The sequence below is a fragment of the Pantoea sp. SGAir0175 genome (genome assembly GCF_043547855.1).
Window position 1 is genome coordinate 4,125,469 of record NZ_CP028081.1, and the last position, 16,127, is coordinate 4,141,595.

Sequence of the window (16,127 nt, forward strand, 5' to 3'; positions counted from 1 at the left end):
GCGTTGACGCAACCACAGGATTAGACCAATGCTAACAGGGCTTGTTTTCCGCTATCTGGCTTTTTTCGCTGGCCTGCTGCTGTTCTTTTCAGCGCAAGCGATGGAAGCCCCGCGCGTGGATGGCATTCGCTGGGTCAACGCAAGCCAGGTTGAAATTACCTGGTCAGTGGTGGATGTCGGTATGATATCCGGCTATGCCCGCTGTAACTCTTCAGAGAGAACCTGCGCAGCAGGCATCGGTGTCAGCGCCTGGTTTATCGGGCATGGCACCGTATTCAGCGCTGCGGGCGGGCCACAAATTTACGTCGATCAGGGCGAGAGCCTGGCCTCGGTGGCTGAACGTTTTATCCGTTTTAATGGTCGGGGTGGCAAGTTTCTGCGTAACTCAGATACCCGTTATTACAGTTCATACTGCGGCAGCTTTGTGACAGCCTCCGCGACCGTAACTGACTATTCCGGAATGGTTGCGCCCTGGGCACCTTGCGTCAACATTCCGGTGGTGCCGGTATCCTGTTCGGTAAGCGGAGCCGCGCTGAATATTAATCATGGTACGCTGGCCCCGGCCGCCGTTAATGGCGCCAAAGCCAGCGTTAACTTCTCGCTTTTCTGCAACCGTGATGTGAATATCAGTTTTGCGCTTGCCGGTGGGATCAATATCCTCAAACTGAGCAACAACATCAGTACGCTGTTATCACTGGCTAACGGGAGCCTGAATAAACCGCAATTAGTGCGGGCTAACGTGACAACGCCGTTCACGCTGATTTCGACGCTCTCCTCAACAACCCCCAGTCCCGGTAACTTTACCGGCAGCACGGTGGTTTTCATTAATTACCTCTGATTTGCCAGCCGACCCGGCTGTCATATAACTGTCACAATTCGTACATTTCACTGTCATCAAACTGTCCTATTTTGCCTCCAGCAGCAATCAATGACTCTTACTAAAACGGCGTCAAGCCTGATTTTTAATCCCCTGGAGGGAACATGACACTGATGCGTAGCACCGTAGCCCGAATTCTCGCCGCCACCTTCGCAGTAAGCGCGGTTTCTGCTTTTGCAGCCACCGACCTGACAGGCGCAGGCGGGACGTTCCCGGCACCGGTTTATGCCAAGTGGGCAGCAGAGTATCAGCAAGCCACCGGTAGCAAAATCAACTATCAGGGTATTGGTTCCTCGGGTGGCGTGAAGCAAATCATCGCCAAAACCGTGGATTTCGGTGCGTCCGATGCGCCGATGAAAGAGGAAGATCTGCAGAAAAATGGCCTGTTCCAGTTCCCGACGGTGATCGGTGGCGTGGTGCTGGCGGTGAACATTCCCGGCGTTAAATCTGGTGAGCTGACGCTCGACGGTAAAACGGTCGGCGACATCTATCTCGGCACCATCAAAAAGTGGAACGATCCGGCGATCACCAAACTGAACCCAGGCGTGAAGCTGCCAGACACCAACATCAACGTAGTGCGTCGCGCGGATGGTTCCGGCACCTCTTTCGTCTTCACCAGCTACCTGTCTAAAGTGAACGAGACCTGGAACAGCAAAATCGGTAAAGGCAACACCGTCAACTGGCCAACCGGTCTGGGCGGTAAAGGTAACGACGGCGTGGCCGCGTTTGTACAGCGTCTGCCGGGCTCGATTGGCTACGTAGAGTACGCCTACGCCAAACAGAACAACCTGACTTACACCAAACTGGTTGATGCCGATGGCAAGCCAGTGGCACCGAGCGAAGCCAGCTTTGCTAATGCCGCCAAAGGCGCTGACTGGAGCAAAACCTTTGCCCAGGATCTGACCTTCCAGAAAGGCAACGATGCATGGCCGATCACCTCAACCACCTTCATCTTGATCTACAAAGAGCAGGCGAATGCGGAGAAGGGCAGTGAAGTGCTGAAGTTCTTTGACTGGGCGTACAAAGGCGGCAGCAAAACCGCTACGGCGCTGGATTACGCAGCGCTGCCAGAGAGCGTCGCGAATCAGATTCGTGCTGCCTGGAAAGCCAACATCAAAGACAGTTCCGGTAAAGCGCTGTACCAGTAAGTGTATGACCCGGCCAGCGCCCGCGCTGGCCAGCCTGATGGGCGGCCTCGTTGCCGCCCTGATTACCCTCTGAGATCGAGAATTCTATGGCTGCCACTAAGCCGACGTTTAAAGCACCGGGCAAGCAAGGCGACATGATATTCGGCGCGCTGGTGAAGCTCTCCGCGCTGATTGTGTTACTGCTGCTGGGTGGCATTATCGTCTCCCTGATTTTCTCCTCCTGGCCGAGCATCCAGAAATTTGGCTTCTCCTTTCTGTGGAGCAAAACCTGGGATGCGCCAAACGAAGAATTTGGTGCGCTGGTGCCGATTTACGGCACCCTCGTAACCTCACTGATTGCCTTAATCATCGCGGTGCCGGTGAGTTTCGGTATTGCCCTGTTTCTGACCGAGCTGGCACCAAACTGGCTGCGCCGTCCGCTGGGTACCGCGATTGAGCTGCTGGCGGCCATTCCCAGCATCGTGTACGGCATGTGGGGCCTGTTTATCTTTGCTCCGCTGTTCGCGGAGTATTTCCAGACGCCGGTTGGCGACGTGCTGGCAAATATCCCGATCGTCGGCGCGCTGTTCTCCGGTCCGGCCTTCGGCATCGGCATTCTGGCGGCGGGCGTGATCCTCGCCATCATGATTATCCCTTACATCGCCTCGGTGATGCGCGATGTGTTCGAACAGACGCCGGTGATGATGAAAGAGTCGGCCTACGGCATCGGCTGCACCACCTGGGAAGTGATCTGGCGCATCGTGCTGCCGTTTACCAAAAACGGCGTGATCGGCGGCGTGATGCTGGGTCTCGGCCGCGCGCTGGGCGAAACCATGGCGGTCACCTTTATCATCGGTAATACCTACCAGCTGGACAGCGCGTCGCTGTTTATGCCCGGCAATAGTATCACCTCGGCGCTGGCGAACGAGTTCGCCGAAGCCGAATCCGGCGTGCACGTGGCGGCGCTGATGGAGCTTGGCCTGATTCTGTTCGTGATTACCTTTATCGTACTGGCGATCTCCAAACTGATGATCCTGCGTCTGGCGAAGAGTGAAGGAGCCCGTTCATGACAGCAATTGAAATGCAGGCGCGCGCCGAGCTGGAAGCCTCACGCCGTAAAATGCAGGCGTGGCGCAGCACCAAAAACAAAATTGCCCTGACGCTTTCGCTGCTGACCATGGCGTTCGGCCTGTTCTGGCTGATCTGGATTCTGTTCACCACCGTCACGAAAGGGATCGATGGCCTGAGCTGGACGCTGTTTACCGAATCCACGCCGCCGCCCAACACCGCGGGCGGTGGTCTGGCGAACGCCCTGGCGGGCAGCGGCCTGCTGATCTTCTGGTCCACCTTCTTTGGCACGCCGCTGGGCATTCTGGCGGGTATCTACCTGGCAGAATATGGCCGCAAGCACTGGCTGGCGGAAGTGATTCGCTTCATTAACGACATCCTGCTGTCCGCACCGTCAATTGTGGTCGGCCTGTTCGTGTACACCATCGTGGTGGCGCAGATGCAGCACTTCTCCGGCTGGGCCGGTGTGATAGCGCTGGCGCTGCTGCAGGTGCCTATTGTGATTCGTACCACCGAAAATATGCTGCGGCTGGTGCCGGACAGCATGCGTGAAGCGGCATATGCGCTGGGCACGCCGAAGTGGAAGATGATCTCAGCTATTACGCTGAAAGCCTCGGTCTCCGGCATCATTACCGGTGTGCTGCTGGCGATTGCGCGCATTGCCGGTGAAACCGCACCGCTGCTGTTCACCGCGCTGTCGAACCAGTTCTGGAGCACCGACATGATGCAGCCGCTGGCCAACCTGCCGGTGACCATCTTCAAATTCGCCATGAGCCCGTTTGCCGAATGGCAGAGCCTGGCGTGGGCCGGTGTGCTGATTATTACGCTGTGCGTGCTGCTGCTGAACATCGTGGCGCGCGTGATTTTCGCCAAAGGCAAACACTAATTTTCCGGCGCGGCTTCGGCGGCGCTGCACATGAGAGATGAGCAATGAGTATGGCAACTCCTTCTGCCGGTAAAATTCAGGTGCGCAATCTGAACTTCCACTACGGTAAGTTCCACGCGCTGAAGAACATTAATCTGGATATCGCCAAAAACCAGGTGACGGCGTTTATCGGTCCGTCGGGCTGCGGCAAATCCACCCTGCTGCGCACCTTCAACAAAATGTACTCGCTCTATCCGGAGCAGCGTGCTGAGGGTGAAATTCTGCTGGATGGCGACAACATTCTGGCATCGCATCAGGATATCGCCCTGCTGCGCGCGCGCGTCGGCATGGTGTTCCAGAAGCCGACGCCGTTTCCGATGTCGATTTATGACAACATCGCCTTTGGCGTGCGGCTGTTTGAGAAGCTGTCGCGTGCCGATATGGACGAGCGCGTGCAGTGGGCGCTGAGCAAAGCCGCGCTGTGGAATGAAACCAAAGACAAGCTGCACCAGAGCGGTTACAGTCTCTCCGGCGGTCAGCAGCAGCGCCTGTGCATCGCGCGCGGCATCGCGATTCGCCCGGAAGTGCTGCTGCTGGATGAGCCATGTTCGGCGCTGGATCCGATCTCTACCGGACGCATCGAAGAGCTGATCACCGAGCTGAAGCAGGATTACACCGTGGTCATCGTGACCCACAACATGCAACAGGCGGCGCGCTGTTCCGATCACACGGCGTTTATGTATCTGGGCGAGCTGATTGAGTTCAGCGACACCGACACGCTGTTTACCAAGCCAGCGCAGAAGCAGACAGAAGATTACATCACCGGTCGTTACGGCTGATTCAGGAGAGAAACATGGATAATTTAAATCTGAACAAACATATCTCCGGTCAGTTCAACGCGGAGCTGGAGCACATTCGTACTCAGGTGATGATCATGGGTGGCATGGTGGAGCAGCAGCTTACCGATGCCATCACCGCGATGCATAACCAGGATGGCGAACTGGCGCGCCGGGTGATCGATGGTGACCAGAAGGTCAACATGATGGAAGTGGAGATCGATGAAGCCTGTGTGCGCATCATCGCCAAGCGTCAGCCTACCGCCAGCGACCTGCGTCTGGTGATGGCGATCATCAAAACCATTTCGGAGCTGGAACGCATCGGCGACGTGGCGGAGAAGATCAGCCGTACCGCGCTGGAGAAGTTCGGTCAGCAGCACCTGCCGCTGCTGGTGAGCCTTGAGTCGCTCGGGCATCACACCGTGCAGATGCTGCACGACGTGCTGGATGCCTTCGCGCGCATGGATCTCAACGAAGCCATCAAGATCTACCGCGAAGACAAAAAGGTGGATAAAGAGTACGAAGGCATTGTGCGCCAGCTGATGACCTACATGATGGAAGATCCGCGCACCATTCCCAGCGTGCTCACCGCGCTGTTCTGCGCGCGCGCCATCGAGCGCATCGGTGACCGCTGCCAGAACATCTGCGAAATTATCTTCTATTTCGTGAAAGGTCAGGATTTCCGTCACGTTGGCGGTGACAAGCTGGATGAACTGCTGTCGGGCGACGACGGCAGCAATAAACCCTCCTGATTGACGTGATGACTGCCTGTTAGCGCTGAGGCTGACAGGCAGTGCGCTTGATTTCTGCCTGTTCTCAACCTGCCGCTCTCTTTATACTTGGCGCACATTTTTCTGCCAGGTGCTGTTTTATGTCCTCTGCAAATAACAACAAAACCGCCGTTACGCCGGCGAAAGCAATGGTGGCTGCCGTCAGCGGCTATGCCATGGATGGATTTGATCTGCTGATTCTGGGCTTTATGCTGCCGGCGATCAGCGTGTCGCTGGCGCTGGATGCGTCGCAGGCCGGTTCGCTGGTGACCTGGACGCTGATCGGCGCGGTGGTCGGCGGCATTGTGTTTGGTCATCTGAGCGATCGCTACGGCCGCATCCGCATTCTGACCGTGACGATCCTGATGTTCTCACTGTTCACCGGGCTGTGCGCCGTGGCGCAGGGCTACTGGGATCTGCTGGCGTATCGTACGCTGGCCGGCATGGGACTGGGCGGTGAATTTGGCATCGGCATGGCGCTGATTGCCGAAGCCTGGCCGAAGGAGAAGCGTAACCGCGCCTCGGCGTGGGTCGGTATCGGCTGGCAGCTCGGCGTATTGCTGGCGGCCTTTATCACGCCGCCGCTGCTGAGCGTGATTGGCTGGCGCGGTATGTTCCTGGTTGGCCTGCTGCCGGCGCTGGTGTCGTTTGTGATTCGCCGCAGCATGGGCGAGCCGGAAGCCTTCACCCGCCATGTGGAAAAAGCCCCGCATCTCTCCTTTTCCGCGCGCATTAAACTGCTGTTTGCCGATCGCGCCACCAGCAAAGCCAGCCTCGGCATTCTGATTCTTTGTTCGGTGCAGAATTTTGGCTATTACGGCCTGATGATCTGGATGCCAAGTTATCTCTCTTCCAGCTTCGGCTTCAGCCTGACCAAATCCGGCCTGTGGACGGCCGTTACGGTGGTGGGCATGACGTTCGGCATCTGGCTGTTCGGCGTGCTGGCGGACCGCTTTGCGCGCTGGAAGATTTTCCTGCTGTACCAGTTTGGTGCCGTGGCGATGGTGGTGGTTTACGCCCAGCTGCGCGACCCGACGGTGATGCTGTTTACCGGTGCCATCATGGGGATGTTTGTTAACGGCATGATTGGCGGCTACGGCGCGCTGATCTCGGACACTTTCCCACCGCAGGCGCGCGCCACCGCGCAGAATGTGTTGTTCAACCTCGGCCGCGGCGTCGGCGGTTTCGGTCCGCTGGTGATCGGCATGCTGGCCACGCATATTTCTTTCACCGCTGCGATTACGCTGCTGGCGCTAATTTACCTGCTGGATATTGTCGCCACGCTGTTCCTGCTGCCAAAAAGCCAGGGCAATGAGGATTCGCTGGGCGCGATTGGGTGATTTTTTCCCCTCACCCTAACCCTCTCCCGCTTGCGGGAGAGGGAACCGTCTGGTGCGGTATGTGGGTGGGCACTTTTGTTCAGCCCCGCCCGATCGGCCCCTTCTTCCGCAAACGGGAGAGGGAGCCGTCTGGTGTGGTATGTGGGTGGGAACTTTTGTTCAGCCCCGCTCGATCGGCCCCTTCTCCCGCTGGCGGGAGAAGGCTGGGATGAGGGGGCTGCGCGCACTTACCTGACCAGATCCCAGCCACGTGCACGCCACAGCGCTGGCAGCTGCGCCATATCGTCAAAACGCGTCACCAGCGGGTGATCAATCACCGGATTGTGTGCATCGGCACAGTAGTAAAACACCGGTATGCCAGCGGCGATGCCAGCCCGCGCGCCAGCCTCTGAATCATCCACCAGAATGCACTTTTCAATCGGCACCTGCATCTGTTCCGCCGCGTGATACATCAGCTCCGGATCCGGCTTCCAGTGATTAATGTCATAGCCGCTGTACAGGCGTCCGCTCAGATACGGCAGCATGCCGGTCAGCCCCAGCGAATGCTCCATCTTCTTCACCGTACCGTTCGACACCACGCACATCGGCACCTTCACGCGCTCCACCAGCGCTCTGGCGCCGGCAATCGGCTGCAGATCAAGATCAAACAGGCGCGCCACTTCCGCGCGGTAGGCACTCTCCACCTCAGCCAGCGGCAGTGTCACCTGATGCTGTGCCGTCACATCGCGGATGATGTCGTAAAGCTTCACCCCTTTGTACTGCTCAAACATCTGCTGCAGCGAGAGTTCGATACCGTAACGGGCAAAGGTGTTGACGTAGGACTGCGTGCAGATCACTTCGCTGTCGACCAGCGTGCCATCGCAATCAAAAAAGATACATTCAACTGACATCGCGCCTCATCCTTTTAGTAAACAATAAGCTGTCACTCTAGCGCACTCAGCGCAGAAAGCGACCCCAGGCAACCGGTTGCGAAAAATCAGTGTTTTGCGGCGCTAAAGTCTATAGGATACGCGGCGATAAATTTTTCATCGGAACAGCGAAATGAACGAGCAGGGCCTTTTGCAGCGTATTTTCAGGCTGCAGGAACACGGAACCACCGCGCGCACTGAAGTGATTGCCGGTTTCACCACTTTCCTGACGATGGTGTATATCGTCTTCGTTAACCCGCAGATTCTTGGTGCCGCAGGCATGGACACCCAGGCGGTGTTTGTCACCACCTGCGTGATTGCTGCGTTCGGCAGCATCCTGATGGGGCTGGTGGCCAATCTGCCGGTGGCGCTGGCACCGGCCATGGGCCTCAACGCCTTCTTTGCCTTTGTGGTGGTGGGTGCGATGGGCTACTCGTGGCAGGTTGGCATGGGCGCAATCTTCTGGGGCGCGCTGGGGCTGCTGATCCTGACGCTGCTGCGCGTACGCTACTGGATGATCGCCAATATTCCGCTCAGCCTGCGCGTGGGCATCACCGCCGGTATCGGTCTGTTCATCGCCATGATGGGGCTGAAAAACGCCGGTATTATTGTGCCCAACGCGGACACCATCGTGACCGTCGGCAACCTGGCCTCGCACAACGTGCTGCTCGGCGCGCTCGGCTTCTTTATCATTGCGATTCTGGCGTCGCGCAACATCCACGCGGCGGTGCTGGTCTCTATCGTAGTGACCACCGCGATCGGTCTGCTGCTGGGCGACGTGAAGTTTACCGGGCTGTTCGCCGCGCCGCCGGCCATCACCTCGGTGGTCGGCCAGGTCGATATCAAAGGCGCGTTCAACGTGAGCATGGCGGGTGTGATCTTCGCCTTCATGCTGGTCAATCTGTTTGACTCATCCGGTACGCTGATTGGCGTAACCGATAAAGCGGGCCTGACCGATGAGAAAGGTACTTTTCCGCGCATGAAACAGGCGCTGTACGTGGATAGCATCAGCTCCGTCACCGGTTCGCTGATCGGCACCTCTTCGGTGACGGCGTACATCGAAAGCTCATCCGGCGTGGCGATTGGTGGCCGTACCGGCCTGATGGCGGTAGTGACCGGCATCCTGTTCCTGCTGGTGATGTTCCTGTCGCCGCTGGCTGCCATGGTGCCCGCCTATGCGGCGGCTGGCGCGCTGATTTATGTCGGCGTACTGATGACGGCTTCGCTGGCGCGCGTGCGCTGGGACGATCTCACCGAAGCGGTGCCGGCGTTTGTCACGGCGGCGATGATGCCGTTCAGCTTCTCGATCACCGAAGGTATTGCGCTCGGTTTTATCTCTTACTGCGTGATGAAACTCGGCACCGGACGCTGGCGTGAAATCAGCCCGTGCGTGGTGGTGGTGGCGCTGCTGTTTGTGCTGAAAATCGCTTTTATCGACGCGCACTAAACGCAACAGGCCGCGGGTGCGGCCTGGTTATCCGGGATGCCTGACTTCCGGCTGACTGGCGACACGCTCGCCGGGCAGGCTGGTGAGGCGCAGGGTGCGCGGCCCGATGTTGGGTTTGCTCATCTCCACATCGCGCAGCGACTGCCACAGCTGCTGCGCATCAATCTCCCACAGCCGTAAACGTTCAGTGCCGGGCGACAGCGCGCAGGACCACACCAGCGTCGGCTCGGCATCACACACCGCCTGAATATCGGGATAGACGCTGGATCGCAGCCGACCCGCAGCCGGATGCAGCCGCAGCGCATCAATACCGCTGTTGGCTTCGCCGGTCAGTTTGAGGATGCTCTGGCGTAGCGTCCAGATCTGCGTCACCGCTTCCATAAAATCCTGCTGGGCGTTAATCCACGCCTTTTCACCCGATGACAGCCCCTGCGTGAGGGCATCCTGCGCCTGACGGCTATGCGCCCGGACGATTTCCATATCCAGGCCAGCGCGCCCGCCTTCTTCCGCCAGCAGCACGCCGACCATATTACCGGCATAGGAGATACTGAAGTCAGGCAAATTAGGATCGGCAAAGCAAGGGCGACCGCTGCTGCTGGCGATCAGCGGCGGCAGGTCACGAATACCATAGACGCGCAGCATCAGCTGGGCCAGCAGCGCGCGTGCGGCAAGAAAGCGGCCGCGGCGCTTATCAGGCAGGTGCCCGGCGCTGGTCATCACATCCTGTGGAACCCGCATGGTCTCTGGGGTGAGGGGCGGGTTAACCACCCAACGAACAAAATGACTAGCCATCTGTCGCTCCGTGAAAATGGTCGGATAATCATCAGGGCTATTGTAAGAATTTTCTCATGGGTTTGCATCCGGCTTACGCTGGATAGCCAGTAAATTCAGATAAGGACGAGGCGAATCTCATTGCCATGAGCTGCAATTGAATATGAGGCTTTTGCACATTGGTGTCGGATGGGGTGCCGAAGCGGCGGATGTGGTGTAGGATTTGGACAGGAAAGAGCTGCACAATGAAGTGCTTAAATTATTCACCTATCTGCCAATCGTGCGCATCGCAAACCATGCACGTCGGAGTTGTTATGTCTGTTACCTCTCTTGCTCGCCAGGAATCGATCTCGCTGGATGAATTTCGTCACGGCATGCGCCGTCTCACTGCCGGTGTCTCGCTGGTGACCACCTCATCCAGCGGAGAAAAGTTCGGGCTGATCGCCACCTCGGTCAGCTCGCTGGCAGCGGAACCGCCCAGCCTGCTGGTCTGCGTTAACCGCAGCGCATCAAGCCACGATGCCATTCTGCAGGCGGGCTACTTTGCCGTGAACGTTCTGCGCGAGCAGCACGATGACCTGTGCGCGCAGTTCAGCTCGCCGACGCGCCGCGCTGAGCGTTTCCAGAGCGGTGAATGGCAAACCCTTAATACGGGCGCGCCCGTGCTGGCTGATGCGCTGGTGAGCTTCGATTGTCAGCTGGAAAAAACGGTGGAGTGGAACACCCACAGCGTGCTGCTGGCGCGTATCGTGGGTATTGCGCTGCCGGGCGAAGCGACAGCGCCGATGGTCTACTTCAACAGCGGTTTTCACTCGCTGGGCTAAGTCATGGCGCAGCGCGCGCGTCGGGCGGCTGCGCGGCTTAACGCATCAGGCAAATTTGCTGGCTTCGTCAAAGCTCAGACGCGGCAGGCGCGGATGCAGCTTGCTGGCTTCGCCATAGCCGAGGTTGATCAGTAAATTGACCTGCCAGTTATTTTCGCTAAAGAACGCGGCGTTAACTTTAGCTGGATCAAAACCGGACATCGGGCCGGCATCCAGTCCCAGCGAGCGGGCCGCCAGAATCAGATAGCCCGCCTGCAGGCTGCTGTTGCGAAACGCGGTCTCTTTGGCCAAATCCGGGCTGCTGGTAAACCAGCTGCGAGCATCGCCATGCGGGAACAGTTTTGGCAGTGCTTCATAAAAGGTCGGATCCCACGCCACAATCACCGTCACCGGTGCCGCCATGGTCTTATCCACATTGCCTGAGGAGAGCGCCGGTTTCAGCTTCTCTTTACCTTCCTGAGACGTCACGAACACAAAGCGGCCCGGCGAGCAATTGGCTGAGGTCGGCCCCAGCGCCGTCAGCGCATAGAGCTGCTTCAGCACCTCCTGCGAAATCGGTTTATCCTGCCAGTAGCTATGGGTGCGGGCTTCAGTAAACAGCGCGTTCAGCGCCACGCTGTCGAGCGGTGTACTCATGTTTCTCTCCTGTTCAGGCAACAACCTGCGCCTGATTTTTAGCATGAATAATGGATGTGGCCGCTGCGTTTACGCGGCGACCCTCAACCGTTATACGACAAAGGCGAAGGCGCGCCAAATAACAAAGATGTATGTTGGTAGCGATCCCGGTGCGCCTGAATGCGCACCCTGCAGCATCACATGAATCCCCTGTAGGGGCGCCATTTATGGCGACCTGTGACGGCGACTATTTACCAATACAAAAGCTGGAGAAAATCCGGCCCAGCAGATCGTCGGAGGTAAACTCGCCGGTGATTTCACTCAGCGCCTGCTGCGCCAGCCGCAGCTCTTCGGCCAGCAGTTCGCCCGCCCAGGCTCCCAGCAGCTGCTCTTTGCCCTGCTGTAAGTGAGTGGCTGCTAACTCCAGCGCCTGCAGATGGCGGCGACGCGCGAGGAAGCCGCCTTCCATATTGCCGGCGAAGCCCATGCTCTGTTTCAGGTGCTCGCGCAGCGTATCGACGCCAGCGCCGGTGCGCGCCGACAGGCGAATAAGTGAGTGGCCATTTACTTCTGTCAGGCCCAGCGTTTCACCGGTCATGTCCGCTTTATTACGTACCACGGTAATCGGCAACGCAGCCGGTAAGCGCGCCACAAAATCAGGCCAGATGGCGGCGGCTTCAGTGGCGTCAGTGGTGGTGCCATCCACCATGAACAGGACGCGATCCGCCTGCTCAATCTCCTGCCAGGCGCGTTCAATGCCGATACGTTCCACTTCGTCGCTGGCTTCACGCAAACCGGCGGTATCGATGATGTGCAGCGGCATGCCGTCGATGTGGATGTGCTCGCGCAGCACGTCACGCGTGGTGCCGGCGATATCCGTCACAATCGCCGCTTCGCGTCCGGCCAGTGCGTTGAGCAGGCTCGATTTTCCGGCGTTGGGACGACCGGCAATCACCACCTTCATCCCTTCACGCAGCAGGCTGCCCTGACGCGCTTCGGCGCGCACGCCATTGAGATCGCCGATCACCGCATTCAGCTGCGCTTCGATTTTGCCGTCGGAAAGGAAGTCGATCTCCTCATCCGGAAAATCAATCGCCGCTTCCACATAGATGCGCAGGTGAGTAAGTGCTTCCACTAACGCATTAACGCGCAGTGAAAAGGCGCCCTGCAGCGAGTTGACGGCGGAGCGGGCGGCCTGCTCGGAGCTGGCATCAATCAGATCGGCAATCGCTTCTGCCTGCGCCAGGTCGAGCTTGTCATTCAGAAAGGCGCGTTCCGAGAACTCGCCCGGCTGCGCAATGCGTACACCCGGCAGCGCCACGATGCGCTTCAGCAGCAGATCGAGAATCACCGGACCGCCATGGCCCTGCAACTCCAGCACATCTTCGCCGGTAAAGGAGTTCGGACCCGGGAACCACAGCGCGATGCCCTGATCCAGCACGCTGCCATCAGCATCGTTAAAGGGCAGATAGTCGGCGTAGCGCGGCTTCGGCAGCTTGCCCAGCACGGCCTGCGCCACCTCAGCGGCTTTGCCACCGGAAATACGCAGAATACCGACGCCACCACGGCCGGGAGGCGTCGCCTGGGCAACAATAGTGTCACTGTGGCTCATAAGTACCTTCTTCCAAAAAAAACAGGGCGGCATAAATGCCGCCCCTGGAGATGTTGCGTCCTGCTCAGCGTTGCCGGGCGTTACGCTTTCTTCTTGTCGCGGCTGTGTAAACCACGCTTTTCCAGCCCGCGATAAATCAGCTGCTGCTGGAGAATGGTTACCAGGTTGCTGACGATGTAGTACAGCACCAGACCTGACGGGAACCACAGGAAGAACACGGTAAAGATAACCGGCATGTAAGTCATGATCTTCTGCTGCATCGGATCGGTCACGGTGGTCGGTGACATCTTCTGAATGAAGAACATGGTGATACCCATGATGACCGGCAGAATGTAGTACGGGTCCTGCGCGGACAGGTCGTGGATCCACAGTACAAACGGAGCATGACGCAGTTCAACGGAACCGGACAGCATGTAGTACAGCGCCAGGAAGATTGGCATCTGGATAACCAGTGGCAGACAGCCGCCCAGCGGGTTCACTTTCTCCGCCTTATACAGCGCCATCATCTCCTGGCTCTGCTTCTGCTTATCGTCACCCAGACGCTCACGCATGGCCTGAATCTTCGGCTGCAGCATACGCATCTTGGCCATCGAGGTGTACTGCGCTTTGGTCAGCGGGTACATGATGCCACGCACGATGAAGGTGATAACGATAATGGAGAAGCCCCAGTTACCGATAAAGCTGTGCAGGAACTTCAGCAGCTTAAACAGCGGCTGAGAGATGAACCACAGCCAGCCGTAATCCACGGTCAGATCGAGGTGCGGCGCGATAGCGGCCATTTTGTCCTGGATTTCCGGACCGACCCACAGGGTGGCACCGAGATCCTGCTGCGCGCCGGCGGCGATGGTTACAGGCGCAGACTTATAGCCGATTGCCGCCACACCGTTGCCGAGATTGCTGGTGTACAGCGTATTGTTACCCTGAGTGCGCGGCACCCATGCGGTCGCAAAGTACTGCTGCAGCATCGCCACCCAGCCGTTGCTGGTGGTGGTGTTCAGGTTCTCGTTATCAGCGATGGTATCGAATTTGTATTTTTCATACTTCGCATCGCTGGTCGAGTAAGCGGCACCACGGAAAGTGTGCAGCGCAAAGTTATTGCTGCCGGTATCGCGATGCTTCGGCAGATCGATCGTCTGTTTCAACTGACCAAACATCGCCACTTCCAGCGGCTGCTGCGAGGCGTTATTGATGTTGTAGTCGACGTTAACCGCGAATTCGCCACGTTTGAACACGAAGGTTTTGGTGTAAACCACGCCGTTCTCACCGGTCCAGCTCAGCGGTACGCGCAGCTCGGTCTGGCCATCGGCCATCTCGAAGTGATCCTGGGAAGCGGTATACAGCGGACGTGCGCCGTTGTTCGGGTTATCCGGACCGTTACGGCCGGTTAAGCCGCTCTGCGCCTGATAAACGAAGGCCGGAGTGGTTTCCAGCAGCTGGAACGGTGCGTCTGAACCCAGTTTGTCCGGGTAAGTCAGCAGCTGTGCCTGCTCGATATCACCGCCGCGGGTATTAATGTTGAGTGACAGGACATCAGTCTTAACGGTGATCGTTTTGCCCTGGCCGCTAGCCGGCACGCCGGAAGAGGCGGCATCACCCGCTGCGCTGCTTGTGTTCTGCGTGGTCTGGGTCTGCTGTGGCTGCGGAGCGTGGTCCGTCTGCCAGGCTTGCCAGATCATAAAAGACACGAACAGAAAAGCGATGAGAAAGAGATTGCGTTGCGAATCCATCGTTAATGTTCTCTGGTATCAAAGGTTTTTGGCGGCACCGGATCGTCGCCACCCGGGTTCAAAGGGTGGCATTTTAATACGCGTTTAATCGTCAACCAACTGCCTTTTAACATGCCGAAGCGGCGTACAGCTTCCACCCCATACTGCGAGCAGGTGGGATGGAACCGGCAATGAGGTCCCAGCAGTGGGCTGATGGCGCGTTGATAAACGCGTATCAGGGCGATCAGGAGCCGCGCGCCAGGCGACAGTGACGACGCCATAATTTCTCCAACGCTTCCGTCAGTGCACGGTTATCGAGGTCAGCAATCCCTTTTTTCGCCACGATGACAAAATCCATCGGCGGCAGCTCGTGTTGACGCAAACGAAAGCTTTCGCGGGTCAATCGCTTGATCCGGTTGCGTTCATGGGCGCGTTTCACGTGCTTCTTGGCGACGGTAAGACCGATGCGGGGATGCCCCAGCGAATTAAGGCGGCCGAGGATGGTGATTTGCGGCGTGCCAGCCCGAAGAGGTTGCTGGAAGACGAAAGTGAAATGAGCGGGAGTTAACAAACGTAACTCCCTGGGAAATGCGAGCTTAACCACGAGGGTTAGCTTTTATTACTTAGAAACGGTCAGACGAGCACGGCCTTTAGCACGACGACGTGCCAGAACCTGACGACCATTTTTAGTAGCCATACGAGCACGGAAGCCGTGAGAACGGTTGCGCTTCAGTACGGACGGTTGAAAAGTGCGTTTCATGGCGATTTCTACCTAAACTTGAAAAATTTCACTGGGTGACGCGTTTTCGGGCCAGTAAAACGACCGACGCCTCAATGTGTCTTTAATAAAGAGGCGGGATTGTAATAATTGTACAGTCCGGAGTCAATTTACTTCGCTGGGCGCGAGACCTGAAAACTCTGATACAGCCCGCTAATTCCGGGCATCAAAGCTTCACGCGCCAATGCCGGGTGGGGAATTATACGGGCTATAAAGGAAAGCGCAAGGATCGTCCAGGATCTTCTTGCGATCGCCGCGCCGATCGTAACGGCAAAAATGCGAGCGCGGTGGAAAATTTCTCGCTTTCAGCCTGATCCCCGCTCGCTTTTTCCGCAGACGGCGTAAACTGATGCATGCCTGGACACCCTGTGGATAAAATGGATCAAAACTGTGTAGAAAGGGAAGATCTCTGAGGCGCTTTGCGCTATGATCCGCCCTTCCGCTGACGATCCTCCTTGCGATCGCCGGGGATGACTACCGCGGATAGCGGTCGCAGGCGCTTTCTGACCGCCTGTGTCAAAAAAGACAGTTTCTATTATTAGCGCCTGAAATTCTTATCGATTTTGTACGAGTGGAGTCCGCC

General features: G+C 57.7%; 17 protein-coding genes. 9 read left to right on the forward strand and 8 right to left on the reverse strand.

The features are described 5' to 3' along the window. Positions 1-28: 28 nt before the first annotated feature. The 7 genes from C1N56_RS19255 (at position 29) to C1N56_RS19285 (ending at position 6,883) form a co-directional block, all read left to right on the forward strand. A complete protein-coding gene (locus C1N56_RS19255) occupies positions 29-838 on the forward strand; it encodes an MrpH family fimbial adhesin (protein WP_058770722.1) in 810 nt (269 codons plus the stop codon). Between the two features lie 143 nt (positions 839-981). Next, positions 982-2,025 (forward strand): phosphate ABC transporter substrate-binding protein PstS, encoded by a 1,044-nt coding sequence (pstS, locus tag C1N56_RS19260; RefSeq protein WP_127833474.1) that lies wholly within the window; start codon positions 982-984, stop codon positions 2,023-2,025. 86 nt (positions 2,026-2,111) lie between these two features. Then, positions 2,112-3,074 (forward strand): phosphate ABC transporter permease PstC, encoded by a 963-nt coding sequence (pstC, locus tag C1N56_RS19265; RefSeq protein WP_150059680.1) that lies wholly within the window; start codon positions 2,112-2,114, stop codon positions 3,072-3,074. Beyond that, entirely contained in the window at positions 3,071-3,958 is an 888-nt protein-coding gene (pstA, locus tag C1N56_RS19270; RefSeq protein WP_021506926.1) for a phosphate ABC transporter permease PstA, read from the forward strand. Before pstC ends, pstA begins: the two co-directional genes overlap by 4 nt. A 44-nt stretch (positions 3,959-4,002) precedes the next feature. Continuing rightward, on the forward strand, positions 4,003-4,776 hold the full coding sequence (gene pstB / locus C1N56_RS19275) for a phosphate ABC transporter ATP-binding protein PstB (RefSeq protein WP_021506925.1): 774 nt from the start codon (positions 4,003-4,005) through the stop codon (positions 4,774-4,776). Between the two features lie 14 nt (positions 4,777-4,790). Then, on the forward strand, positions 4,791-5,525 hold the full coding sequence (gene phoU, locus C1N56_RS19280) for a phosphate signaling complex protein PhoU (protein ID WP_021506924.1): 735 nt from the start codon (positions 4,791-4,793) through the stop codon (positions 5,523-5,525). Positions 5,526-5,644: 119 nt separating this feature from the next. Beyond that, positions 5,645-6,883, forward strand: coding sequence for an MFS transporter (locus C1N56_RS19285; RefSeq protein WP_058775621.1), 1,239 nt, complete (start codon positions 5,645-5,647; stop codon positions 6,881-6,883). Between the two features lie 227 nt (positions 6,884-7,110). On the opposite strand, the gene yieH is transcribed toward C1N56_RS19285, so the two are convergent. Beyond that, positions 7,111-7,773 carry a 6-phosphogluconate phosphatase gene (yieH, locus tag C1N56_RS19290; RefSeq protein WP_058758205.1) on the reverse strand — a complete coding sequence of 221 codons (663 nt, stop codon included), beginning with the start codon at positions 7,771-7,773 and terminating at the stop codon, positions 7,111-7,113. 151 nt (positions 7,774-7,924) lie between these two features. Here yieH and C1N56_RS19295 point away from each other — a divergent pair, with 151 nt between their 5' ends. Next, positions 7,925-9,238 carry an NCS2 family permease gene (locus C1N56_RS19295; protein ID WP_058770726.1) on the forward strand — a complete coding sequence of 438 codons (1,314 nt, stop codon included), beginning with the start codon at positions 7,925-7,927 and terminating at the stop codon, positions 9,236-9,238. 27 nt (positions 9,239-9,265) lie between these two features. Here the strand turns inward: C1N56_RS19295 and C1N56_RS19300 are convergent, their stop codons facing one another. Beyond that, positions 9,266-10,030, reverse strand: a complete 765-nt coding sequence (locus C1N56_RS19300) for a 4'-phosphopantetheinyl transferase family protein (RefSeq protein WP_394516981.1) — start codon at positions 10,028-10,030, stop codon at positions 9,266-9,268. A gap of 293 nt (positions 10,031-10,323) precedes the next feature. Between C1N56_RS19300 and C1N56_RS19305 the strand changes: the two genes are divergently transcribed. Further along, positions 10,324-10,833, forward strand: coding sequence for a flavin reductase family protein (locus tag C1N56_RS19305; RefSeq protein WP_031279601.1), 510 nt, complete (start codon positions 10,324-10,326; stop codon positions 10,831-10,833). Positions 10,834-10,878: 45 nt separating this feature from the next. Here the strand turns inward: C1N56_RS19305 and C1N56_RS19310 are convergent, their stop codons facing one another. The 6 genes from C1N56_RS19310 to rpmH form a co-directional block, all read right to left on the reverse strand. Then, the gene (locus C1N56_RS19310; protein ID WP_021506918.1) at positions 10,879-11,469 is read right to left on the reverse strand and encodes a malonic semialdehyde reductase; all 591 of its coding nucleotides are present in this window, start codon (positions 11,467-11,469) and stop codon (positions 10,879-10,881) included. 226 nt (positions 11,470-11,695) lie between these two features. Beyond that, positions 11,696-13,060 carry a tRNA uridine-5-carboxymethylaminomethyl(34) synthesis GTPase MnmE gene (mnmE, locus tag C1N56_RS19315; RefSeq protein ID WP_088516155.1) on the reverse strand — a complete coding sequence of 455 codons (1,365 nt, stop codon included), beginning with the start codon at positions 13,058-13,060 and terminating at the stop codon, positions 11,696-11,698. Between the two features lie 80 nt (positions 13,061-13,140). Further along, positions 13,141-14,787, reverse strand: coding sequence for a membrane protein insertase YidC (yidC, locus tag C1N56_RS19320; RefSeq protein ID WP_021506916.1), 1,647 nt, complete (start codon positions 14,785-14,787; stop codon positions 13,141-13,143). Between the two features lie 2 nt (positions 14,788-14,789). Further along, positions 14,790-15,047: a membrane protein insertion efficiency factor YidD gene (yidD, locus tag C1N56_RS19325; protein ID WP_071813586.1), complete on the reverse strand. Its 258-nt coding sequence runs from the start codon at positions 15,045-15,047 to the stop codon at positions 14,790-14,792. Beyond that, complete coding sequence (rnpA, locus tag C1N56_RS19330; RefSeq protein WP_040679622.1) at positions 15,011-15,370, reverse strand: ribonuclease P protein component; 360 nt, start codon at positions 15,368-15,370, stop codon at positions 15,011-15,013. The genes yidD and rnpA overlap by 37 nt, the downstream gene beginning before the upstream one ends. A gap of 15 nt (positions 15,371-15,385) precedes the next feature. Beyond that, on the reverse strand, positions 15,386-15,526 hold the full coding sequence (rpmH, locus tag C1N56_RS19335; protein ID WP_000831330.1) for a 50S ribosomal protein L34: 141 nt from the start codon (positions 15,524-15,526) through the stop codon (positions 15,386-15,388). Positions 15,527-16,127 lie beyond the last annotated feature (601 nt).